This is a genomic window from Pseudomonas sp. P1_F1_2 (genome assembly GCF_056405815.1).
In genome coordinates, this window is sequence record NZ_JBFUBK010000103.1 from 1 (window position 1) to 23,539 (window position 23,539).

At 59.8% G+C, this 23,539-nt stretch carries 22 protein-coding genes; 14 read left to right on the top strand and 8 right to left on the bottom strand.

All coding sequences use genetic code 11. The features are described 5' to 3' along the window. Window positions 1-1,970: retention module-containing protein (locus AC1D2P_RS24500; protein ID WP_477811631.1), on the bottom strand; the 1,970-nt coding region annotated here is incomplete at its 3' end. 596 nt (window positions 1,971-2,566) lie between these two features. Between AC1D2P_RS24500 and AC1D2P_RS24505 the strand changes: the two genes are divergently transcribed. Genes AC1D2P_RS24505 through AC1D2P_RS24515 form a run of 3 tightly spaced genes read left to right on the top strand, consistent with a single transcriptional unit; the run spans window position 2,567 to window position 7,492 of the window. Beyond that, the gene (locus AC1D2P_RS24505; RefSeq protein ID WP_223522448.1) at window positions 2,567-3,925 is read left to right on the top strand and encodes a TolC family outer membrane protein; all 1,359 of its coding nucleotides are present in this window, start codon (window positions 2,567-2,569) and stop codon (window positions 3,923-3,925) included. Window positions 3,926-3,943: 18 nt separating this feature from the next. Beyond that, on the top strand, window positions 3,944-6,103 hold the full coding sequence (locus AC1D2P_RS24510) for a type I secretion system permease/ATPase (protein ID WP_109788227.1): 2,160 nt from the start codon (window positions 3,944-3,946) through the stop codon (window positions 6,101-6,103). Between the two features lie 9 nt (window positions 6,104-6,112). Then, window positions 6,113-7,492 (top strand): HlyD family type I secretion periplasmic adaptor subunit, encoded by a 1,380-nt coding sequence (locus tag AC1D2P_RS24515; protein ID WP_109788228.1) that lies wholly within the window; start codon window positions 6,113-6,115, stop codon window positions 7,490-7,492. A gap of 122 nt (window positions 7,493-7,614) precedes the next feature. On the opposite strand, the gene AC1D2P_RS24520 is transcribed toward AC1D2P_RS24515, so the two are convergent. After that, complete coding sequence (locus AC1D2P_RS24520) at window positions 7,615-8,211, bottom strand: tRNA-uridine aminocarboxypropyltransferase (protein WP_477811632.1); 597 nt, start codon at window positions 8,209-8,211, stop codon at window positions 7,615-7,617. Window positions 8,212-8,214: 3 nt separating this feature from the next. Beyond that, window positions 8,215-9,108 (bottom strand): LysR family transcriptional regulator, encoded by an 894-nt coding sequence (locus tag AC1D2P_RS24525; RefSeq protein WP_007945995.1) that lies wholly within the window; start codon window positions 9,106-9,108, stop codon window positions 8,215-8,217. Between the two features lie 302 nt (window positions 9,109-9,410). On the opposite strand from AC1D2P_RS24525, the gene speB reads away from it, so the two are divergent. The 6 genes from speB to AC1D2P_RS24555 all read left to right on the top strand — a co-directional run bounded on the left by speB (window position 9,411) and on the right by AC1D2P_RS24555 (window position 15,048). After that, window positions 9,411-10,361, top strand: coding sequence for an agmatinase (gene speB, locus AC1D2P_RS24530; RefSeq protein WP_027925808.1), 951 nt, complete (start codon window positions 9,411-9,413; stop codon window positions 10,359-10,361). A 9-nt stretch (window positions 10,362-10,370) separates the two neighbouring features. Further along, window positions 10,371-10,793: a YybH family protein gene (locus AC1D2P_RS24535; RefSeq protein WP_109788239.1), complete on the top strand. Its 423-nt coding sequence runs from the start codon at window positions 10,371-10,373 to the stop codon at window positions 10,791-10,793. A 54-nt stretch (window positions 10,794-10,847) separates the two neighbouring features. Next, window positions 10,848-12,359, top strand: coding sequence for a purine-cytosine permease family protein (locus AC1D2P_RS24540; protein WP_046033361.1), 1,512 nt, complete (start codon window positions 10,848-10,850; stop codon window positions 12,357-12,359). Between the two features lie 191 nt (window positions 12,360-12,550). Further along, complete coding sequence (locus AC1D2P_RS24545) at window positions 12,551-13,930, top strand: sodium:solute symporter family protein (RefSeq protein ID WP_477758567.1); 1,380 nt, start codon at window positions 12,551-12,553, stop codon at window positions 13,928-13,930. A gap of 85 nt (window positions 13,931-14,015) precedes the next feature. Beyond that, on the top strand, window positions 14,016-14,741 hold the full coding sequence (locus tag AC1D2P_RS24550; RefSeq protein WP_046033359.1) for an MBL fold metallo-hydrolase: 726 nt from the start codon (window positions 14,016-14,018) through the stop codon (window positions 14,739-14,741). Between the two features lie 55 nt (window positions 14,742-14,796). Then, window positions 14,797-15,048: a phosphopantetheine-containing protein gene (locus tag AC1D2P_RS24555; RefSeq protein WP_109788232.1), complete on the top strand. Its 252-nt coding sequence runs from the start codon at window positions 14,797-14,799 to the stop codon at window positions 15,046-15,048. 189 nt (window positions 15,049-15,237) lie between these two features. Here AC1D2P_RS24555 and AC1D2P_RS24560 read toward each other — a convergent pair whose 3' ends face one another. Both AC1D2P_RS24560 and ptrR read right to left on the bottom strand, forming a co-directional pair. Further along, window positions 15,238-15,366, bottom strand: coding sequence for a PA1414 family protein (locus AC1D2P_RS24560; RefSeq protein ID WP_003184145.1), 129 nt, complete (start codon window positions 15,364-15,366; stop codon window positions 15,238-15,240). A 139-nt stretch (window positions 15,367-15,505) separates the two neighbouring features. Then, window positions 15,506-16,399: a putrescine utilization regulator PtrR gene (gene ptrR / locus AC1D2P_RS24565; RefSeq protein WP_223522445.1), complete on the bottom strand. Its 894-nt coding sequence runs from the start codon at window positions 16,397-16,399 to the stop codon at window positions 15,506-15,508. Between the two features lie 103 nt (window positions 16,400-16,502). On the opposite strand from ptrR, the gene AC1D2P_RS24570 reads away from it, so the two are divergent. Further along, on the top strand, window positions 16,503-17,684 hold the full coding sequence (locus AC1D2P_RS24570) for an MFS transporter (protein WP_109788234.1): 1,182 nt from the start codon (window positions 16,503-16,505) through the stop codon (window positions 17,682-17,684). Here the strand turns inward: AC1D2P_RS24570 and AC1D2P_RS24575 are convergent. Together AC1D2P_RS24575 and AC1D2P_RS24580 are read right to left on the bottom strand one after the other, a co-directional pair. Then, complete coding sequence (locus AC1D2P_RS24575; protein ID WP_046033355.1) at window positions 17,629-18,561, bottom strand: DMT family transporter; 933 nt, start codon at window positions 18,559-18,561, stop codon at window positions 17,629-17,631. The genes AC1D2P_RS24570 and AC1D2P_RS24575 overlap by 56 nt on opposite strands. Window positions 18,562-18,814: 253 nt before the next feature. Continuing rightward, the gene (locus tag AC1D2P_RS24580; RefSeq protein WP_046033354.1) at window positions 18,815-19,651 is read right to left on the bottom strand and encodes a CvfB family protein; all 837 of its coding nucleotides are present in this window, start codon (window positions 19,649-19,651) and stop codon (window positions 18,815-18,817) included. A 354-nt stretch (window positions 19,652-20,005) separates the two neighbouring features. Here AC1D2P_RS24580 and AC1D2P_RS24585 point away from each other — a divergent pair, with 354 nt between their 5' ends. The 3 genes from AC1D2P_RS24585 (at window position 20,006) to AC1D2P_RS24595 (ending at window position 22,051) form a co-directional block, all read left to right on the top strand. Next, complete coding sequence (locus AC1D2P_RS24585; RefSeq protein WP_172668627.1) at window positions 20,006-20,194, top strand: hypothetical protein; 189 nt, start codon at window positions 20,006-20,008, stop codon at window positions 20,192-20,194. Window positions 20,195-20,400: 206 nt separating this feature from the next. After that, a complete protein-coding gene (locus tag AC1D2P_RS24590) occupies window positions 20,401-21,117 on the top strand; it encodes a TorF family putative porin (RefSeq protein ID WP_477758568.1) in 717 nt (238 codons plus the stop codon). A gap of 64 nt (window positions 21,118-21,181) precedes the next feature. Continuing rightward, window positions 21,182-22,051, top strand: coding sequence for a DUF6279 family lipoprotein (locus tag AC1D2P_RS24595; RefSeq protein WP_477758569.1), 870 nt, complete (start codon window positions 21,182-21,184; stop codon window positions 22,049-22,051). Window positions 22,052-22,162: 111 nt separating this feature from the next. On the opposite strand, the gene AC1D2P_RS24600 is transcribed toward AC1D2P_RS24595, so the two are convergent. Next, complete coding sequence (locus AC1D2P_RS24600; RefSeq protein WP_223522442.1) at window positions 22,163-22,552, bottom strand: transcriptional regulator; 390 nt, start codon at window positions 22,550-22,552, stop codon at window positions 22,163-22,165. Window positions 22,553-22,730: 178 nt separating this feature from the next. Here AC1D2P_RS24600 and AC1D2P_RS24605 point away from each other — a divergent pair, with 178 nt between their 5' ends. Continuing rightward, complete coding sequence (locus AC1D2P_RS24605) at window positions 22,731-23,465, top strand: DUF899 domain-containing protein (RefSeq protein WP_477758570.1); 735 nt, start codon at window positions 22,731-22,733, stop codon at window positions 23,463-23,465. The last annotated feature ends 74 nt before the right edge of the window (window positions 23,466-23,539 follow it).

Here is a 23,539-nt window from a genome sequence, read left to right on the forward strand (position 1 = left end):
GTGTTCAGGGTGTAGGTGTAGGTGCCGTTGGCATTCAGCACCAGGGTGCCGTAAGTCCCGACGAACGTGCCTGGGGTGATCGGGCCGGAATTTTCCCCCGTGATCACGCGGTCGGCGCCCTGTACATCGTTGGTCAGCACATTGCCGTTGAGGGTGAGCAGCGTTTCCGAGGCAGTGTCGGCGTTGCTGTCGTCGACGCCTTGAGGCAGGTCATCGACGATGTTGATGTCGAGGTTGGCGTTGGCAGTGGTGCCGTTGTCGTCCACTACAGTGACAGCGAATTGCTCGGACAGGGTATCGGGGCTGTTGGCGGTTGGATGCGCCAAGTTGTCCACCAGGGTGTAGCTGTAACTCACCACGCCGGTGGCGGCGTCGAACCCGGTGATGGTCAGCGTACTGCCCAACGGCGTGACGATTGATTGTGGGAAACCGGCAGCCACGCCACCGACGACCACATGCACACCGCCGATATCGAGGGTTTGAACGCCATCGAGGGCGGTGATGGTGAAGGTGCCGTTTTGCGTCAGCGCCGAGGCGTCCGGGCTGCTGCCGTCGCTGAGGCTTTTCTCGAAAACGGTCAGCTCGGCGCCTTCGATATTGAGGCCGTCAATCGTGACCGGGTCATCGTTGTTGTGGATTTGCAGCACCAGGTTGGCGGTGCTGGTGTCGCCGTCCGCATCCGTCAGCGTGTAGGTGAAGGTTTCCGAGCCGCTGCCACCGCCATGCAACGCTTTGAAATCGGCACCGCTGGTGTCGAGGGTGTAGGTGTACGTGCCGTTTGCGTTGAGCACCAAGGTGCCGTAGGTCCCGGTGAAGGTGCCGCCAATTACCGGGCCGCTGTCAGGGCCGGTGGAAATGCGGTCCGCGCCCTGAGTGTCGTTTGGCAGGACGCTGCCGGTCAGGGTCAGCAAGGTTTCCGACGCAGTGTCGGCGTTGCCGTCATCGACCGCCTTGGGTACGTCGTCAGTGATGTTGATGTCCAGCGTGCCAGTGGCGGTGTCACCGTTGCTATCGCCGGCCACCACAGTGAACTGTTCGCTGAGGTTGTTGGCGCCATCGCCGGCCGAATGGGTGTCGTTGCCGTTGAGGGTGTAGCTGTAACTCACCACGCCCGTGAGCGAGTTGTAACCGGTGATGGTCAGGGTATTGCCCAGTTGAGTGGTGATCGACTGCGGAAAACCGGCGGCCACCCCGCCACTGATCACATGGATGCCGCCGATGCTCAGGCTGTTCAACCCGTCCGGTGCCGACACGCTGAACGTTCCGTTCTGAGTCAGCGCGCCCGGATTGCTCGCAGAACCGTCAGCCAGGTTGGCTTCGCTGACGGTCAGTTCGCCGCCCGTCACCGACAGGCCGTTGAGCGTGACCGGGTTGTTGACCGGGATTAGCGGAGGTACCTCGACGGTCGGAGTTAGCGGTGGCGCCACGACGGCCGGGGTGCCGTCGGCGTTCTGGATATCGGCGTTGTGCCGTTCTTCCGGGAATTCGGGAATGCTGCCAAACCCAGCCGTCGGGAAGCCAATGGTCGGGTCAACCCGCCCGCCCACTTCTTCGAGCATGACAAAACTGTGGCCGCCGCCCAAAGCACCGCCGGCCGCCCCGGTCGAACCACCTGGCCCGGCCGCCGTGGCTTCACCGGTCTGGGTCGGGTCAGCGCCGGCCGCGATGGCTTTTTGCAGTTGCTCGACATCGGTCAGTTGCGCTTCGCTCGGCGTCACCGCCTCAGAGGTGCCGACGTGCGGCGACTCATTGGCGAGGAGCTGCGGGGTCATTTGCAGGCTGCTGTCACGCCCGAGGGTCAGTTCCTGGCCATTTTTCAGATGAACGGCCACTGCGCCTTCGGCTCCGGTAACCAGTTGCTCGCCGGCGAACAATCGATCGCCCTCGACCAACGCACGCCGGGTGCCATCGCTCGCAACCGCGAACACCTGACCAATGACTTTACTGACGATACCGATGAGCGTAGCCATGTGCATTTCCTCCGCTGCCAACAGCTGTCGTCGGCATCCTGTTTGTCAGCGAAGAATGTGCTCATGGTTAAAAGCAGGTCGCTGCGCGGCTCGCCTGCAGGGAGGGTTTACCGGAGTAAACCGCCGCCCTGGCGATGAACTCGCCCAGCGTGTCGATCAACGGCAATGTTTGCGACTGTGGGATAAACCCTATGCAATCAATGGCTTCAGGGCCCATTAGTGTCGCGATTTGCCTGATGAACGATGCGTAACAGTCCTGATCCAGTCGAGTGACAAAAAACCGTCACTCCCTACCGTTACGCCTCCCTCCCCTTCAGCACTTCCCCGCCCCATGTCGATAAGTGGATGGAACTTTTGTTAAAACCCCTGCAAGCTCCCTAAAGCTCATAATTCAAGGGCTTTCGTATTGAACAATGTGCTGGATTTTGCTGACGGCATAAGTTTTTTTTGGCATAAGGATTATGAAAAATATTTCTTAGCTACGCTCTAGAATGTTCTTAGCTCTGTTGTTACAAGGGTGAAACGGTTTTACCTATAAATGCCGTCAAATAATTGGCGACTAATAAGCACCATCAGGAATTCAGGGAGATGCACCCATGCGCGTTTTAACCCCCCTCTGCAGCGCGGTTTTGCTGGCCATGGCCTGCACTTCCAGCGCTCAAGCCATGTCGTTGACCGAGGCTATCCAGAGCACTATCGCGACCCACCCGGAACTGGCCTCGCGAGTGGACGCGCGCCTGTCCGCGGATGAGCAGGTGAAAGTTGCCAAAGGGGGCTTTTATCCATCAGTTGATCTGAACGCCGCCTACGGGCGCGGGTACAGCGACAACACCAACACCCGGGCATTCGGCAATCACCACACTGAAACCCTCAATTACACCCAGTCGGAACTGCGCCTGCGGCAAATGCTGTTCGACGGTTTCAACACCTCGAACGAAGTAGCGCGCACCAAAGACGTGGCCAACTCCCGCGCTTATTACGCGCAAGGCACCGCTCAGGACCTGGCGCTGCGCACCATCGAGGTTTACCTTGAAGTCCTCAAGCGCCGTGAACTGGTGACCCTGGCCACGAACAACCTGCAAGCCCACTTGCGCGTCAACGACCAGATTGGCCTTCGCACCCAACGTGGCGTCGGCAGCAACGCTGACTCCGATCAATCCGGCGCCCGTCGCGCACTGGCACAAAACAACCTCGACACCGCCGAAGTCGATCTGGCGGATGCCGAGTCGAACTTCTACGCCGTTGTAGGGCGCATCCCCGATGAGCTCGAAACACCGCCATCGATCCGCGGCGAAGTACCCACCGCCCTGCCGGAAGCCCAGCAGAGCATGGTGGAGAACAACCCGTACCTGAAATCCGCCCAGGCGGACGTGCAATCGGCCGAGAGCCAGTACGAAGTCGCCAAATCGCCGTTCTACCCACGCTTCGACGCCGAAGCCGCGGTGGGCGCGAACAACAACGTGCAAGGCGATGAAGGCCATGACAACGAGTGGCGTGTGGGTGTAGTGATGAACTACAACCTGTTCCGAGGCGGCAGCGACAAGGCGCGCCTGGCTTCCGATGCGCACCAGATCAACCAGGCAATGGACATCCGCAACAACGCCCTGCGCCAACTCAACGAGAACATTCACCTGGCCTGGAACGCCATGGTCAATGCGAAGAAACAAACCCCGACCGCCCGCGAATACGCCGAAACCAGTAAACGCGTGCGCATTGCGTATCAGGATCAGTTCGGCCTCGGTCAACGGACACTGCTCGACTTGCTCGACAGTGAAAACGAGCTCTACAACGCCAACCGCCGCTACACCGAAGTGCGCTATACCGAGGAGTTCTCGATGTACCGCGTACTGGCTAACATGGGCCAGCTACTGAGCAAGCAACGGGTGGTATTGCCCGCCGATGCGATCGCCTCCACCGAAGTGAAGAACGAAGCCCGTTTGCCTGAATTGAAGTAGCTCACTGGAGCGATCAATGTGACCAGCATGGAATCCGGCAACACCGGTGTCGATCCGCGCCTGAGCTTCGATGACCCGCTTCTGGACGGTCTGTTGATCCTCTGCAAACTCCACGGCGCGACCGTCAGTCGCGCCAGCCTGAGTGCGGGGCTACCGCTGGACAAACAACGCTTGAGCCTGGACCTGCTGCCCCGCGCAGCGGCCCGGGCCAGTCTGCAGGCGCGTTTGTTGCGCCGCGAGCTGGGGGACATTTCTGCCCTCAACCTGCCCGTGATGTTGATCCTCAATAATGGCCGCACGGCCATCCTGCGCCGCTTCGGCGATGACGGTCAGGTGTTGATCCTGCCCAGCGAAGCCGACGGCGGCGAACAATGGGTCAGTCGTGAAGAACTGGCCGAAAATTACAGTGGCCAGGCCTTGTTCGCCCGGCCACGCCATGAACTCGAAGACTTGCGCTCGCCCTTGGTGCCGCGAGTGCATGCCTGGTTTCGCGACACGTTGAAACTGTCGAAATGGCTGTACAGCGATGCGATTCTGGCGAGTTTTTTGATCAACCTGCTCGGGTTGATGGTGCCGCTGTTCGTGATGCAGACCTACGATCGGGTGGTGCCGAACCAAGCCACTTCGACCTTGTGGGTGCTGTCGATCGGTTTGCTGATCGGCACCGGTTTCGAACTGGTGCTGCGCGTCGTGCGTGCGCATTTGCTGGACACCGCCGGGAAGAAAACCGACGTAATCCTTTCGGCGACCTTGTTCGAACGCATCACTGGCATGTCGATGAAGGCACGCCCGGCGACCATCGGTGGCTTCGCCCAGAGCATTCATGACTTCCAGGGCCTGCGCGAGTTTCTCACGGCGGTCACCCTGACCAGCCTGATCGACCTGCCCTTCGCTGTATTGATGCTGGTGGTGATCGGCTTGCTCGGCGGTTGGCTGGTGGTGATTCCGTTGCTGGCGTTTCCGATCACGATCCTCTTCGCGATGGTGATCCAGGTGCGCCTGCGCGATACCGTGCAAAAAAGCCTGAGCCTGGGCGCCGAACGCCAGGCCTTGCTGATCGAAACCCTCGGCGGCCTGGAAACCCTGAAAGCCTGTAGCGCCGAAAGCGAGCGCCAGCACAAATGGGAAAGCACCCACGGCGCCCTCACCCGCCTCGACAGCCATGCGCGCAACCTCTCGGCGCTGGCCACCAACGGCACCTTGTTCATCCAGCAGTTCTCCGGCATGGCGACCATCGTCGCCGGGGTCTACAGCATCATCGCCGGCAACCTCAGCGTCGGTGCGCTGGTGGCGACCTACATGCTCGGCAGCCGTGTGCTCGCGCCGCTTGGGCAGATTGCCGGTTTGATCACCCGTTACCAGCAAGCACAGCTGACCATGAAAAGCACTGACGCGCTGATGGGGCTGCCGCAGGAGCGTGACGCCAAACAGCGGCCGCTGGAACGCACGCAACTGCAAGGTGCCCTTGAGGTCAGCGGCGTGACCTTCCACTACAACGGCCAGAACGCGCCGGCACTGGCCAACGTCAGCTTCAGCATGAAGCCGGGTGAACGCATCGGCATCATCGGCCGTAGCGGTTCGGGCAAAAGCACTCTGGCCCGCCTGGTGATGGGTTTCTATGAGCCGGAAGAAGGCCAGTTGTTGCTCGACGGTCTCGACTTGCGGCAACTGGATGTCGCCGACCTGCGCCAGCAAATTGGTTACGTCGCCCACGACCTGCCGCTGCTGGCCGGCAGCCTGCGCGATAACCTGACTCTGGGCGCCCGCTACGTCAGCGATTCACGGATGCTCGAAGTCGCCGAACTGACAGGCGTCACCGAGCTGGCTCGCCAGCATCCTCAAGGCTTCGACCGGCCGGTGGGTGAACGCGGGCAGTTGCTGTCCGGCGGTCAACGCCAGGCGGTGTTGCTGGCCCGGGCCTTGTTGCTCGATCCGCCGATCATGCTGCTCGATGAGCCGACCAGCGCCATGGACAACAGCAGCGAAGACATTCTGCGGCAAAAACTTCACGGCTGGGTCCAGGGAAAAACGTTGCTGCTGGTCACTCACCGCACCTCGATGCTCAGCCTGGTAGACCGRCTGGTGGTGCTGGATAACGGGCGGATCGTCGCCGACGGTCCGAAGGAAGCAGTCATCGATGCACTGCGCAAGGGCCGTGTCGGCTCTGCGGCTGTCTAGGAGCTCCCCATGGCCCGTTCCTCATCCGACACCTCGCTCCCTGATTCGAAGCCGCGAGGCTACTTCGGCAGTTTCGGTAAAACCGCCGAAAGCGAATTCATGCCGGAAACCGCCGGCGCCTCGTTGCAGGATTCCCCTCGCGGGTCACGGATCACTGTATGGTTGGCCGCCGGGCTGATTATCAGCGCACTGGTCTGGGCCAAGTTCGCGGTACTGCAAGAAGTCACCATGGGTGAAGGCAAGGCGATCCCGTCGAGCAAGGTCCAGGTGATCCAGAACCTGGAGGGCGGCATCGTCACCGAGATCTTCGTGCGCGAAGGGCAAATGGTGAACAAGGGCGACACCTTGCTGCGCCTGGATGACACGCGGTTTCTGTCGAACAAGGGCGAGAGCGAAGCGGATCGCTATGCGCTGACCGCGCAGGTTGAACGTCTGTCGGCGGAAGCCGAGGGCAGGCCCTTCAAGCTGTCAGAAGAAGTGATTGCCAAGGCACCGCAAGTCGCTGAAGACGAGCGCTCACTGTACGAGCAGCGGCAACGTCGGCTCGCCAGCGAACAGCGCACCCTGAGTGAACAACTTCGGCAAAAAACCCAGGAACTGGCGGAGTTCCGTTCCAAACAGGGGCAATTCAGCTCCAGTCTGGCGTTGCTGCAACAAGAGATGAACATGTCCACGCCACTGGTGGGCACCGGCGCGGTTTCACCGGTGGAAATCCTGCGCCTCAAACGCAGCGCGGTGGAGATTCGCGGCTCATTGAATGCAACGACGCTGGCGATCCCTCGAGCCGAAGCGGCGATCAATGAGATCAAGAGCAAGATCGACGAGTCGGAACAATCCTTCCGTTCGGAAGCAGCTAAAGAGCTGAATGAGAAACGCACCGACCTGTCGAAAATCACGGCATCGAGTATCGCCATTGATGACCGTGTGACACGCACGACCGTGGTGTCGCCGGTTCACGGCATTATCAAAGTGCTGAAGGTCAATACCATCGGCGGCGTGGTCCAGCCCGGCAGCGACATGGTGGAAATCGTGCCGCTGGAAGACAACTTGCTGATCGAGGCCAAGGTGCGACCGCAGGACGTGGCGTTCCTGCATCCGGGCCAGAAAGCGATGGTGAAGTTCAGTGCGTACGACTACACGATTTATGGTGGGTTGAGTGCGAAGCTGGAACTGATCGGGGCCGATACCATCACGGATGACAAGGGCAACAGCTTCTATCTGATTCAGGTGCGCACTGACAAAAACCACCTGGGCGGGGATGTGAAACCGCTGCTGATCATTCCCGGCATGGTCGCCACGGTGGACATTATTACGGGTGAGAAAAGTGTTTTGGATTACCTGCTGAAACCGGTGCTTAAAGCCCGGACGGAGGCGATGCGGGAAAGGTAGTCATTCTGAACCGGCCTCTTCGCGGGCACGCCCGCTCCCACAGGTTCAGTGGCGTTCGCAGAGTTTGTGTACACAACGGACACTGTGGGAGCGGGCCGCGAAGAGGCCCGCACATACACCGATCACCTGTCGGCATGATTACGCTGGTAGGTCTCCTCCCCCATCGCCGCAATCTGCCCCTCGATCAACGCTTCAAACGGTTTCAACAACGGCTCGAACGAGCTCGGCGCTTCCAGGGTTTGCAACGCCTGCACTATCGCTTCCACCGTCGACAACGCGCCCGGCCCCGGTGCCTTGCGCAGCCGATAGCGCGACACTGCGCCGTCCGCCAGCGTCACCCTCGGCAACGCCGCCAGCAGCGGATTGAGGTGCAGCAGCTTGYGCGCCTTACGCCAGGTGCCGTCCGGAACCACCAGCAATAGCGGCTCGTCAGTCGCCGTATAGGTTTGCATCGGCTGAGCGCCCTCGCCGGGAAACAACAAGCGCGCCTGATATCCCGGCTGATTCAGCAATGTCGGCAAATCCTCGAAGACCTCGCCCACCATCAGCTCGGCATTCTTCAAGCCTAACGCCGCCAGCCGCGCGGTGTTCAGCGCATGATCCACTTCGCTTGGATGCTGCAACAGCAACACCCGGGTTCGGCTGTCGAGGCTCGGGATCAGCGGACACAAGCAATGGGTTTGTGGGCGCAGGCAACGGGGACACTGGATTCTGGACATTGATCAAGCCTGATTCAGTTGTGCTTTGAGCAGATCGCGAAAGGTCTGGATCAGCGGTTCGCGACTGCGGCCACGGCGCACGATCATCGAAAACGGCGCCTGATAACCGAACGTTGCCGGCAGTAATACGCGCAGATCACCCTTGTCCGCCCAGGCCTGGGCGTAGTGCTCCGGCAGGTAACCGATGTAGGCACCGGACAGCACCAGAATCAACTGCGCCTCCATACTCTCCACCGTGGCCGCACTGTGTTTGAAACCGTGACGCGCCAGTTCCGCCTGGCTCCAGTATCCCCGGCCAACCATGCGCTGCTGGGTAATCACTTGCTCCGGGATGCGCCGCTCGGTAAATAGCGGATGACGGCTACTGCAATACAACCAGTGTTGCTCGCGATAGAGCGGCATGTAGACCAGGCCGCTCATGCGCGTGGAAAACGCACCGATGGCCAGGTCCAGGCGGTTGTCCTGCACGCCGAGTTGCAATTCGTAAGGGCTCATCACCGACAAATGCAAATGCACGGCCGGGTGTTCCTGGCTGTAGGCGCCGATGGCTTCGGCGAAGGGCAAGGCCTTGTCGCTGACGGTGGAGTCGATGACGCCCAGGTTCAATGTGCCGCGCAGCTCACCTTTCAAGGCTGCGGCGTATTGCTCGAAACCTTCGAGTTCACCGAGCAGGCGCAGGGTTTCCTGATGAAACAACTCGCCCTTGCTGGTCAGGCTGAAACCACCGCGACCGCGATGACAGAGCACCAGGCCGAGGGCCGCTTCGAGCTGGCTCATGTAGGTGCTGATGGCCGAGGTCGAGAGGTTGAGCTCTTGCTGGGCGTTGGCAAACCCCTGATGGCGAACCACGCTGACGAAAATGCGCAATAGTTTCAGGTCGGGTAAAGCGTTGGCCATGGGGATCTCTCCAAAGATCGTTCCCACGCTCTGCGTGGGAATGCCGCCTCGGACGCTCTGCGTCCGCTCCGGGGTTGTGACGCGGAGCGTCACGGGATGCATTCCCACGCAGAGCGTGGGAACGATCAACCGCGAGTCTATCGCCACCGCCGCCATTAGTTTAGAAAAATCTGAACTAAGTATTTGCCCGTAGCGATTCTTCCCGGCCACTACATTTCGCAGAATCGCCCCACAACGGAGCCTGTGTCTGTCCTGACCTGCGCATCCGACATAAATAAAACAACGACGATGAGGCCCTACCCGTGGACAAGATTCTTCACCAACCACTGGGCGGCAATGAAATGCCGCGCTTTGGCGGCATCGCCACCATGATGCGCCTTCCCCATTTGGATACTGCTGCCGGTCTGGACGCTGCCTTCGTTGGCGTGCCACTGGACATCGGCACCTCGCTGCGCCCCGGCACCCGTTTCGGACCTCGCGAAATCCGCGCGGAATCGGTAATGATCCGTCCGTACAACATGGCGACCGGCGCTGCGCCGTTCGATTCGCTGTCGGTGGCCGACATCGGCGACATTGCGATCAACACGTTCAACCTGCTGGACGCAGTACGGATCATCGAAGAGTCTTACCACAAGATCCTCGAACACGATGTGATCCCGCTGACCCTGGGCGGCGACCACACCATCACCCTGCCGATCCTGCGTGCCATTCATAAAAAGCACGGCAAGATCGGCCTGGTGCACATTGATGCTCACGCCGATGTGAACGATCACATGTTCGGCGAGAAAATTGCTCACGGCACCACCTTCCGTCGCGCTGTCGAAGAAGGCCTGCTCGATTGCGATCGTGTCGTACAAATTGGCCTGCGCGCTCAGGGTTACACCGCTGACGACTTCAACTGGAGCCGTAACCAGGGCTTCCGTGTGGTTCAGGCCGAAGAGTGCTGGCACAAATCCCTGGCCCCATTGATGGCCGAAGTTCGCGAGAAAGTCGGTGGCGGCCCGGTGTACCTGAGTTTCGACATCGATGGCATCGACCCTGCCTGGGCACCGGGTACCGGCACCCCGGAAATCGGCGGTCTGACGACCATTCAGGCAATTGAAATCGTTCGCGGCTGCCAAGGCCTCGACCTGGTCGGTTGCGATCTGGTAGAAGTCTCGCCCGCTTATGACACCACCGGCAACACCTCGCTGCTGGCCGCCAACTTGCTGTACGAAATGCTCTGCGTACTGCCAGGCGTGGTCCACCGCTGAGGAATGGTCGTGAACGAACGTGATCAGGTTCTGAAAGCCGCCGCCGATCTGGTGTCGGCGTTTGCCCGTAACGATCGCGAAGCCTACTTCGGTGCGTTCAGCACCGATGCCAGCTTCGTGTTCTACACCCTCGAGCTGCCTCTGCTGTCACGCGATGCCTATCAGGCGTTGTGGGACACCTGGCGCTCGGAGGATGGCTTTGAGGTGCTTTCGTGCACCTCGAGCAACGCCTTCGTCAGCCTGCAGGGTGATGCGGCGATTTTCATTCATGACGTCGCCACCGAGCTGCGCATGCAGGGGGAGCAGCACTTTAGCCAGGAGCGCGAGACGATTGTTTTCAAAAAACAAACGTCTGGCCAAGAACAACAAGGCCTATGGCTGGCCTGCCACGAACATTTATCCGCAATGCCGGAAGGGCTGCCAACCCCTTAGCCAAACAGGCGACGCTCACACACGATGAGCGCGCCTTTATGATCGGAGCAGATCATGAATAACAACAACAACGACCAAAGCCTTACGCAAATTGAAACCCACGGGGTCGAACAGATACCGGACAACGAACGCACCGCAGGCCCGACGGACTTGTTCCGGATGATCTTCGGCGGTTCCAACACCTTTGCCACCGCCGTGCTCGGCAGTTTCCCGGTTTTGTTCGGCCTGTCGTTTCAGGCGGGCGTCTGGGCGATTGTGCTGGGCGTATTGCTGGGTTCGCTGATCCTCGCGCCTATGGGCCTGTTCGGCCCGATCAATGGCACCAACAACGCCGTGTCTTCCGGTGCGCACTTTGGCGTGCACGGGCGGATCGTCGGTTCGTTCCTGTCGTTGCTGACCGCCATCGCCTTTTTCTCGCTGTCGGTGTGGAGTTCCGGTGATGCGTTGATCGGTGGTGCCAAACGCCTGATCGGCCTGCCGGAAACCGACCTGACCCTGGGCCTGGCCTACGGTCTGTTCGCGATTCTGGTGCTGACCGTTTGCATCTATGGCTTCCGCTTCCTGCTGTGGGTCAACAAGATCGCCGTGTGGAGCGCCAGCCTGCTGTTCCTGCTGGGCGTCTTCGCCTTCGCCGGTCCTTTTGATGTGAACTACGCCGGCACCGTCGGCATGGGTCAACCCGGTTTCTGGGCGGCGTTCATCGGCGCTGCGCTGGTGGCCATGAGCAACCCGATTTCCTTCGGCGCGTTCCTCGGCGACTGGTCGCGCTACATTCCGCGTGAAACCTCCAAGCGCCGGATCATGGCAGCGGTGGTGATCTCGCAGATCGCAACCTTCATTCCGTTCCTGTTCGGCCTGGCCACCGCGACCATCGTGGCAATCAAGGCGCCGGACTACATCGCGGCCAACAACTACGTCGGCGGCCTGCTGGCGGTATCGCCGAGCTGGTTCTTCCTGCCGGTGTGCCTGATTGCAGTGATCGGCGGCATGTCCACCGGCACCACGTCGCTGTATGGCACCGGGCTGGACATGTCCAGCGTGTTCCCTCGCGTGCTGTCGCGGGTTAAAGCAACGCTGCTGATCGGTGTGTTGTCGATTGCCTTCATCTTTATCGGTCGCTTCGCCGCGAACCTGGTGCAGAGCGTGTCGACCTTTGCCGTGCTGATCATCACCTGCACCACCCCGTGGATGGTGATCATGATCATCGGCCTGTTGGTCCGTCGCGGCTTCTATTGCCCGGATGACCTGCAAGTGTTCACCCGTGGCGAGAAAGGTGGCCGTTACTGGTTCACCCACGGCTGGAACTGGCGTGGCCTGGGTGCCTGGATCCCGAGCGCGGCCGTCGGCCTGTGCTTCGTGAACCTGCCGGGGCAGTTTGTCGGACCACTGGGCGAAATGGCCGGCGGTATCGACATCAGCCTGCCGGTCACCCTTGGCCTGGCCTCGCTGGTGTACCTGGCACTGCTGAGCCTGTTCCCGGAAACGGCAGCGGTGTTTGGCCCGAACGACTCCCGCAGCAAGGGCACCCATTCGCTCGCTAAACCAGCGATGCGACAAGCTGCCTGATTAAACGTACCACCTGTGATCAATGCAGTACCTGTGGGAGCGAGGCTTGCCCGCGATGAACGATGACGCGGTCTGCCTGACGGACCGCGGCGCCCCCATCGCGGGCAAGCCACGCTCCCACAAGGGATTGATGTTCCCACAGGGATTGATTTCTGCTTCACCATAAAAAAGACAATTGGAGACACGCAACAATGGCTTTGGATTTATTCGTCGTACTCATCTACGCCGCCGCGATGCTGATACTCGGCTATTACGGCATGCGCAAGGCCAAGACCAACGAAGACTTTTTGGTCGCCGGTCGTAACCTCGGCCCGAGCCTGTACATGGGCACCATGGCTGCCACCGTTCTGGGCGGCGCCTCCACTGTCGGCACCGTACGTTTGGGTTATGTGCATGGCATTTCCGGTTTCTGGCTGTGCGCAGCCCTCGGTTGCGGGATCGTGGCGCTGAACCTGTTCCTCGCCAAACCGCTGCTGAAACTGAAGATCTACACCGTTACCCAGGTGCTGGAAAAACGCTACAACCCGATGGCCCGCTCCGCGAGCGCGGTGATCATGCTGGCGTATGCGCTGATGATCGGCGTGGTCTCGATCCTGGCAATCGGCACCGTGCTGCAAGTGCTGTTCGACCTGCCGTTCTGGCTATCGGTATTGGTCGGCGGTGGCGTGGTGGTGATTTATTCGGCGATCGGCGGCATGTGGTCCCTGACCCTGACCGACATCGTCCAGTTCGTCATCAAGACCGTGGGCCTGATGTTCATCCTGTTGCCAATCTGCCTGTACCGCGTCGGTGGTTGGGATGAGTTGGTGTTGAAGCTGCCGGCGTCGAACTTCAGCTTCACGACCATCGGCTGGGACACCATCATCACCTACTTCATGATCTACTTCTTCGGGATCCTGATCGGTCAGGACATCTGGCAACGGGTGTTCACCGTCAAGACCGCTAAAGTGGCTCAGGTTGCCGGTACATTCGCAGGCTTCTACTGCATCCTTTACGGACTGGCCTGCGCCCTGATCGGCATGGCCGCTCATGTGCTGATCCCGGACCTGGACAACGTCAACAACGCCTTCGCCGCCATCGTCAAACTGTCCCTGCCGGACGGTATTCGTGGTCTGGTGATTGCGGCTGCCCTGGCGGCCATGATGTCTACCGCCAGCGCCGGCCTGCTCGCCGCTGCTACCACCCTGACCGAAGACCTGCTGCCGAAACTGCGCGGCGGTAAACAGTCGACTCTGGGCATCAACCGCCTGTTCACCCTGTTGACCGGTATCGTGGTGCTTGGCATCGCACTGGTGGTCAACGACGTGATCAGCGCCCTGACCCTGGCCTACAACCTGCTGGTGGGCGGCATGCTGATCCCGCTGATGGGTGCGATTTTCTGGAAACGTGCAAACACCGCCGGCGCTATCGCCAGCATGGGAATGGGCTTCGCCACCGCGCTGGTGTTCATGTTCAAAGACGGCCTGGACGCCAACACCCCGATCTACTACAGCCTCGGTGTAGGCCTGGTGAGTTTCGTGCTGGTGAGCTTGATGTCCCGCCGCCCAGCCTTGGTGGCGAACGCCGCCTAAGCTGAACATAACGACTTGATGCTTTCTTCGACGGGTGTGGCGTCGGTTGCCACACCCGTTTTTTTTCGTCTGGAGAAAACTGCTTATGAAGATCGTCAGCCGCGATCAGTGGTTCGAGGTGAAACAGCTCAGCGATGGCATCCGCCTGATTCACGAGCCTTACATCCGCCCTTTCTACCGCTGCAACCTCTGGCACATTCAGGGGCGTGACAAGGATCTGCTGCTGGACAGCGGCTCCGGACTGGTCAGCCTGCGCGAGCAACTGCCGTGGATCACCGAGCGGCCGTTGGTGGCGGTGGCCAGTCATTGCCATTTCGACCACATCGCCGGGCATCACGAATTCCCTGAACGGCTGGTGCACCCGGCTGAAGCGGACATTCTCGCCGCGCCGGACGGCGACAACGATTTGAGCAAAGCCTTTGTCGGCGATGACATGTTCGAAGCCCACCCCGATTGCCCGTTGTGCTACGCCGAATACCGGGTCAAAGCCGCGCCGGCCACGGGCATGATTGAAGAAGGCGATGTGCTGGATCTGGGGGATCGCGTGCTGCAAGTGCTGCACACACCGGGGCATTCACCGGGCGGCATCAGCCTCTACGAAGCGGCGACCGAGACGCTGTTCAGCGGCGACATCATTTACGACGGGCCGCTGATCGAAGACGCCTACCACTCCAACCTCGACGACTATGCCCGCAGCCTGCAACGCTTGCGCGCGTTGCCGATCCGTACCGTGCATGGCGGGCATTTCGGCAGTTTTTCCGGGGAACATTTGCGCACGATGATTGACGAGTGGCAGCGCTTGCACGGCTGAAGCCTGCTGTACTCATGCGCAGGGAAAAYAACAATAACGCCCTTGAAGAATTTCCATGAAAAGAGCCGTCGTGCGTGCCGCCGTTCACCAATTCATCAGCCGGTTACTGGAAGGTCGGCAAGACTTCGACGACAACGCCAGTCTGGCGCAATTGGGTCTGGATAAAGCGGATATCGAAGATCTGATCTTCCATCTGGAAGATGAGCTGGGGTTGACGGCGTTTACCGCCGAGGAAGACCAGATGCTCAAGACCGCCAGGACGGCGAATGACTTGAGCCGGTTTTTGATTGAGATCGGGCGGCATTGAGTGTGCCCGGTCTCAGGAACGCATCTGAACCCTGTAGCAGCTGCCGAGCACCGCGAGGCTGCGTTCGGCGCAAGCCACATTCAGACGAAGCCGTCGGTGGGTTCAGATCCTGCGTGCAGGGATTGCGACTGCTGCGCAGCCGAACGCAGCCTCGCAGGCTCGACAGCTGCTACACCGGCCGCATCGCCATTACCGGCGGCGTGGCTGGCGTCGGCGCTGTTCGTCGTCCGTACGGATGGGCACAGGTTGCAGAGGCGGTTCGATCAAACCAAGTGCGACACCCAGGTCATGCAGCCAGTTTTGGATTTTCTCTTTCATGGTGCCCCCTTCAGGGTAGTGCCGAGCGACCGGAATTCTGAGGCCGCTTCGCACTGATAATAGTCCGAAGTCCTACGCAATGCTCATCAAAAGTAGCAATGATCTGTTACTGAATTGAACAGAATACCTGACCGATCGTTCAAGCCAGCGCCTGCGCTGGAACCGGCGCCAACGGATAGACCGTCTGCTGCTGCTCGATCCACGCGTTCAAGTTGGCCCCGACCATCCCCTTGCGCCACATCAGCCACGTCGTCGCACGGGCGAACGGCTCGGCCAGCGGATGCACCGCGACGCTTTCACGGCCCGGCAGGCTGGCGAGCATCGATTCGGACATCAACGCCACGCCCGAGCCGGCAATCACGCAGGCAAGCATGCCCGGATAGGATTCGATCTCCATCGCCCGGCCCATGGCGGCACGGTCATGCGCGAACCAGGCCTCCAGGCGCATCCGGTAGGAACAGCCCTGGCGAAAGGTGAACACCGAGCGCCCTTCCACATCCAGCGCACTGTGCACCGGCGGGTGATCGGCCTCTGTGATCAGCACCAGCCGTTCGTCGCACAAGGGCACACCGTCCAGCCCAGCAAGCTCCAGCGGGCCATCCACCAGCGCTGCGTCAAGCCTGCCGGTCAGCAAGCCTTCAAGCAGTTCGCCGCTCGGCCCGGATTGCACTTGCAGGTTTACCGCCGGGTAGGTGCGGTGGTAACGCGCCAACAATGGCGGCAGATGAATCGCCGCCGTGCTGTACATGGTGCCAAGCACGAAGTCCCCCGCCGGTTGCCCGCCTTGCACTGCCGCCTGGGCTTCGTCGTGCAGGTTGAACAGCTTGGCGGTGTAGTCCAGCAGGACTTTTCCCGCAGGCGACAACTGCAAACGCTGACGCTCGCGGAGGAAGAGTTCTACGCCGAGTTGCTCCTCAAGCTGTTTAAGCCGCGTCGACAGGTTGGACGGCACCCGGTTCATACGTTCGGCGGCACGGGTAATCGAACCCTCCTGTGCCACGGCCTGGAAGATCCTCAGTTGGCTGAATTCCACGATATTCTCCAATACAGAACAAGTTGCTCACTATTATTCATTTTTAAAGAAAGTCAAACAGCCCTAGCCTGACGGTCATTGATCTCCGATTGGAACTCAGGCTATGTCCCCTCTGATTCGCTTGTCCGCCAGTTTTATCGCCCTGATGATGGCCATGGGCATCGGGCGCTTTGCCCTCACCCCGCAAATGCCGCACTTACTCAGCGAAGGTCAGATCGACTTGACCGCGGCCGGGCTGATCGCCGCAGCCAATTACCTTGGCTACTTCCTCGGCGCGCTGGATGCCATGTTCTCCCGCCGGCCGACGCAAGTCCGTCAGCGTCTGCTGGGAGGGTTGTGGCTCTGTGTGCTGCTGACCCTGGCGTCGTTCTGGGCCAACGGGTTCTGGTCGCATTTGCTGCTGCGCTTCGGCACCGGCGTGGCCAGCGCCTGGGTGTTGGTCATGATCACCGCGCTGAGCCAGCCATTGGCGGCAGCGGCCGGGCGTCCACGATTGGGCGCCCTGGTATTTGCCGGACCGGGTCTGGGGATTTTTCTCACGGGTTTATTGGCCTTGGGGTCGAACTTGATGCAGCAGACTTCCGCCACGTTATGGCTGGTGTATGCCGGTGTTGCGCTGGTGATGCTGCTGGGGATTCTGCCGTTCCTTCCACAACCTGCGCCCACCGTGAGCACGGTGCAAAACCCGGCCCCTTCTGGCAATCAGGGTATCGCTCGATTGGGCCTGATTTATGGCTTGTACGGTCTGGGCTACATCATCCCCGCCACTTTCCTCTCACAAATGGCCAACGCGCAGTTTCATGGGCAATGGCAGGCTGACCTGTTCTGGCCATGCTTCGGCCTGGCGTCGGCGGTCGGCGTAGTGCTGGTGAGCCTGCGTCGACAATCCATGAATGGCACCCGCCACTGGCTGATGATCACTTTGTGGCTGCAAGCTGTCGGGGTCTTCGCTTGCCTGTTGGGCAGCGGTGCGGGGTTGGCGCTGGGCGTGTTGCTGTGCGGCACGCCGTTCCTGGCCTGCATGCAACTGGTGATGCAACGCTCCCGCGAACTGGCCCCCCATGCCACCCAGCGCAACGCCGGGATGCTGACCGCGTGCTTCGCCGTCGGTCAACTCGCCGGGCCTTTGCTGGCCGCGCTCAGCAGCCATTTCAGCGGGGGTTTGCAGCCAGCGCTGGTGTTCGCCGGTGCCGGGCTGGTCGTTGCGGGGGGATTGTTACTGCGTCCGGTCAGTGCTGCCCAAGGGCTTTGCGCAACCGACGGCGCACCCACTGCTCAGCGCTGACAAACGTGATGCCGAGCAGCACCAGCACCGCGCCAATGACGAAATTGAGGCTCAGCTCTTCACCCAGCAACACCACACCGAACGTGACGCCGAACAGCGGCGTCATGAACGAAAACACCGCCAGGTTCGCCGCCAGATAACGCCGCAACAGCCAGAACCAGGTCAAGTAGCTGAAGAACGACACCACCAGTCCCTGGAACAACACACTGGCCACCGCCACGGGGGTCAGGCTGACGTGAGTAACCTGACCACTCAGGATGGCGATCAGGATCAGGCCAACAAAACCGACGATCAATTGATAGAACAAGGTGAGCGTCACCGGCGCTTCCGACAGCCGCGAAGCGCGCACCACCACCGTGGTTGCGCCCCACGCTGCGCCGGCCAGTACGCCCAGCGCATCGCCCATCAACATGCGGTGATCAAGGTTGTCCCAGGACACACCACCGGCAAACGCGATGGCGATTCCGACGAAGGCGAGGAAAATCCCCAGCCACTGCACAGGCCTTAAACGTTCACTGGGTAACAACCAGTGAACGCCCAGCGCGGTGAAAATCGGTGCGGTGTAAAGGAACACCGACATGTGCGCCGCCGTGGTCAGTTGCAAACCTTCGGAGATGAAGAAGAACTCCAGACCAAACAGCACACCGGCCAGCAAACCACCGCGCCAGGTCGTGCCGACCTGATCCCAGCCGCCCTTCCAGCAGATCAGCAATCCTACGAGCAATGCGGAAATGCCTGACCGCCCCGCCGCCTGCATGACTGGCGCGATGTCGGGTGCCGCCCACTTGATCATCACCTGCTGCACGCCCCAGATCAGGCACAACCCGATCATCACCTGCAGGGCAAACCCGTCGGCGCTACGCCGGCTGGCGCTCACCGTGACACCTCGACAACACAATCCATGGCAGAAACTCGGCAGTAGAATACGAAAGCCCGGCGCTGACCCCCTGTAGCAGCTGTCGAGCCCCAGCGAGGCTGCGTCCGGCTGCGTCCGGCTGCGTAGCAGTCGTAAATCCTGTACACGCGGACTTTCTGAAACACCGCATCGTCTGAAATTACGGCCGCTTCGCAGCCGGACGCAGCCTCGCTGGGGCTCGACAGCTGCTACGGGCAGGACGGGCGGTGCGGGGTCAGCTTAGTTCAATGCGATCCGCGTGAATCACGATCTGGCCATTCTTGTACAACGCACCGATGGCCTTTTTGAAGTTGCCTTTGCTGACGCCAAACATGCTGCTGATCACCGTTGGATCGCTTTTGTCGCTGACGGGCAGGCTGCCGTTGTTTTCACGCAACTTGGCCAGGATCTTCGAGTTGAGACTGGTCGCAGCTTCTTCACCCACCGGTTGCAGGCTCAGGCTGATCTTGCCGTCGGCACGGACTTCTTTGATAAAGCCCTTCTCTTCTTTGCCGGCACGCATGAACTTGAAGATTTCGTTCTTGTGGATCAGGCCCCAGTGCTTGTTGTTGATGATTGCCTTGAAGCCCATGTCGGTCGCTTCGGCCACCAGCAAATCAACTTCCTGGCCCGGGGTGTAGTTGGCCGGGGTCTTGTCCAGGTAGCGATCCAGACGCGCGGTCGCGGTGATGCGACGGGTGTGCTTGTCGAGGTAGACATGCACCACCACATACTCACCGGCGGTCATCTGACGTTTTTCCTCGGAGTACGGCAGCAGCAGATCCTTCGGCAAACCCCAATCCAGGAAAACGCCGATGCTGTTGACTTCAACGACTTTCAAACTGGCGAATTCACCGACCTGAACTTTCGGCTTTTCCGTAGTTGCAATGAGTTTGTCATCGCTGTCCAGATAAATAAAAACGTTGAGCCAGTCTTCATCTTCGCTTGGAATATCTTTGGGAATATAACGATTAGGCAAAAGGATTTCGCCATCCGCCCCACCGTCAAGATATAAACCGAAGTTAGTGTGTTTAACCACTTGCAAACTGTTGTAACGCCCGACTAAAGCCATTTCAAATACCCTCATTACGTGGGCGGCATTCTACCCGGTTTTGCGGGCGACGTTCGGTGGCCGGCCCGGTGGCGAAAGAAAATACTCTGCGAGCTTTGATTTTCCTGGGGGGTTGCCCCGATGGGCGTGCCGCTCGTCAGCCCGACAGGGTAATTTTGCCCTCTCCAAGCCCCCTCCAGGAACGGCCTCTTTTGAGCAGAAGTTCTTAGTTAAAACAGCGGGTTATAGACCTATTACAGATCACCGCCCGGGATAAATTCCGGCCTTGCGATGTGTATTTCGAGGGGATATTAGCCAAGCAATTGTCAAGTATTTCCTGTACGATGCCTGGCCAAGTTAATTTTCTACAGGTTAATGGCCGCCATGCGTGTAAAAGCATCCAACAGCAAAGCAAAGCCAGCTCCAGCCGTTGAAACCAGCGAATCGATCAACAGCCAGATCGCTGCGTTCCTCAAGTCCGGCGGTGAAATTCAGCAAATTGCCAAAGGCGTCAGCGGCCAGACGTTCGGCCCGTCCAAGCAGATCACTTTGGGCAAGAAGTAACACCCCCGCAGCAACTGGTCCATAGGCGCTTTGAGCTTCGAAGCGCTTGGACTGGAACCCTCCCGCAACACCCCGATACTCCCATCCTTCCAAAAATCGACGAACGGCCCACCATGCCGAGCATTCGCCGGTATCCTTGCACACGTCTAGAACAAGCGTTTCGGTAGGTTTTCGATTCCTGCTCCTCGCTGTCAATGGAGTGACGCATGCTCAAACCCTCTTATTTATTACTCAGTCTCCTGTTGTCGAGTTCGCTCGCCAATGCACAAATCTTTCAGCGTGAACTGGGCGATTTCGACCTCAAGCTCGGCACCACGCCCAGCCGCAGCATGGCCCAAGGGTTGGTCAAACCATCCAGCTCCGGCTCATTCCATGGTGGCCTCGACCTGACGCACGACAGTGGTTTTTACGTCGGCCAATGGGCACCGAGCATGGGGTTAAGCCCGGGCAAGAACCTTGAAGTCGAATCCTACGTCGGGTTTAAACAACCCTTCGATCAAACCCTCGGCTACGAAGTCGGCATGATCCACTACAGCTATCCGAAAGTGGACACCCTCGACAGCCAGGAACTCTTCGGCGGCCTGACCCTGCTCGGCAGTCGCTTTGGGGCGGCCTTCAGCAACGACCCCGACAAACTGAACCAAACGTTGTTTGCCGACCTCAGAGGCAACCAACCGTTCGGCATCGGGATCAGCATGAAATACACCACCCACCAGCTCTACACACCAGTGACGGTCGACGGTGGGTATGTCGGCAGTTTTACCGACTGGTCGGTGCAACTTTCGCGGCCGTTCATGGGCATCGACCTGGACCTGATCTACAGTGACTCTAACCTCAGCGGCAGCCAGTGCTCGGCCTATTCCGGGCACAACAGCCAATGCGACGGGCTGGTCACCCTCAAGGCCGAACACGCGTTTTATTGAGCGGCTGAACGGCCAGGCTCATCCAGCGTTCACATGAGAACTACGCATTCGCAAGGATCCGCCCATGTCGTACTGGCCAGTTCGTTTCGCCACGTTGATCATCCTGGTCCTCGCCCTCGGCGCGTGCAGCCGAATGGGCCTGGCCTACCGCAATCTCGACGTGATCATTCCGTGGACGCTCAACGACTACCTGGACATGAACAGCGAGCAAAAAGGCTGGTTCAACGAGCGCCTCAAGGAACACCTGAGCTGGCACTGCACCACGCAACTGCCGGGCTACCTGGATTGGCTGGACCGCTTGCAGACCATGGTCGAAACCAACCAGGTCACCGACGCAGCTCTGCAAGCCCGCACGCAGGAAGCCAAAGCCGCCATCGCCCAGACCGCCCGGGAAATCACCCCGTCGGCCATCGAGTTGTTGCAGGGGCTGGATGACAAACAAGTCGCGGAAATGAACGATGCCTTTGCCAAGGATCAGCGCAAACGCCAAGAGGAATACCTCAAACCGTCCCTGGATCAGCAGATCAAGCAGCGTGCCGCCCGTATGGAGAAGCGTCTGGATGACTGGCTTGGTCCGCTGAGCCCCACCCAGCAACAACGGGTGCTCACCTGGTCGAAAGCCCTGGGTGATCAGAACACGCAATGGATCGCCAACCGCGCACATTGGCAGACGCAGTTCAGCGCAGCCGTTGCCCAGCGCCATAGTGCGGATTTCCCACAGCGAGTCGAGACGCTTCTGGTCAATCGCGAGAGCTTGTGGACGCCGGCTTATCGTCAGGCCTACGCCAATACCGAAGCCCAGGCGCGGGGATTGATCGTGGATCTGATGGCCGAGAGCACACCGACCCAGCGTCAGCGGTTATTGAAAAAGATTGAAGGTGTGAGGAAAGACTTCAACGACCTCAAGTGCCTGAAGGCCGCCAAACAAACTTAACCCCACCCTGTGGGAGCGAGCTTGCTCGCGATTGCGGTACATCAGTCACCTCATAGTACTGACACACCGCAATCGCGAGCAAGCTCGCTCCCACAGGGTTATGCGCTGTCTTCAGGCAATCTGCGCTTTAGACGCGACGTGATCAAACGTCAATTCATCCAGCGCATCGTCCTGCTCATCCAGCACCTGCCGCGGATGGTCATTGCCCGGAATGCTGCTGTCGATCAGGCTTAATAAGCTGGAGCCGCGCGGGGTCAAGATGTAATTCGAACCGGTGCCGCCCTGCTCCTCAGGCCGAGGCTCGATGTAGCCTCGTAGCAGAAGTAACTTTTCGTACTCGCCCGCCACCGCTTTCAGGTGATCCAGGTTTTCCGTCTGTTCGCCCTCCGCCGTTTTTTGTGCCACGTACTGCTCGGCATAGGGCCGCGGCGTGAAACTGCTGGCGCCGTTCTGCACTTCGTGCAGCAAGCGTTCAATCAAATCCCAGTTATAAGTCGTCATCCTGATTCAACCTCCGGACCGCGTGATTCAAAGGGCCTTCTTAGGTTGTGACCGGTGCCGCGCGCAGCCGTTCAGCCGAGGTCTTGAACAGCACCGACCGGCGGTATGTCGAATCGGGCGCAGGCCAAACGACTAGGCTGTGTAAGTCACCTCCCCGCCCCCCGCAGGAGAAAAGCCAATGAACATTCAGAATCACCCCGTCGTGTCCCGCGAAGAATGGCTCGCCGCGCGCAAACAACACCTGGCCCACGAAAAAGCCTTCACCAAGGAACGCGACAAACTCAGCGCCGAACGCCGCGCCTTGCCCTGGGTGAAAATCGACAAGGATTACCACTTTCAAGGCCCCCACGGCGAACTGAAACTGGCCAACCTGTTTGGCGGCCGCAGTCAATTAGTCATCTACCACTTCATGTTCGCCGACGGATGGGACGAAGGCTGTCCCGGCTGCTCGTTCCTGTCTGACCACATCGACGGCGCCAACCAACACTTGGCGCACCATGACATCGCCGTCGTGGCGGTTTCCCACGCCCCCTTCGCCGAATTTCAGGCCTTCAAACGGCGCATGGGCTGGAAATTCGACTGGGTGTCGTCAGAGGGTTGCGATTTCAACTACGACTTTGGCGTCACCGCCCGAGCCGAAGAGGTGGCGGCTGGCAAAGCTACCTACAACTACGAAAAAACTGACGGCGCCGAAGAAGAACTCCCAGGCTTGAGCGTGTTTTATCGCAATGAAGCCGGCGATATTTTCCACACCTATTCCACCTATGCCCGAGGCCTGGACCTGCTGGTCGGCGCCTACAACTACCTCGACCTCACGCCCAAGGGCCGCAATGAAGAAGAGATCATGGAATGGGTGCGGCATCACGACCGCTACGAAGACAAAGCCGCAGCTGCCTGCTGCCATGGTGGCTAGATCACAACACCGAGTTGCGCCCATCGCGAGCAGGCTCGCTCCGACATTGGATTTGCATACGCCACCAATCCCCT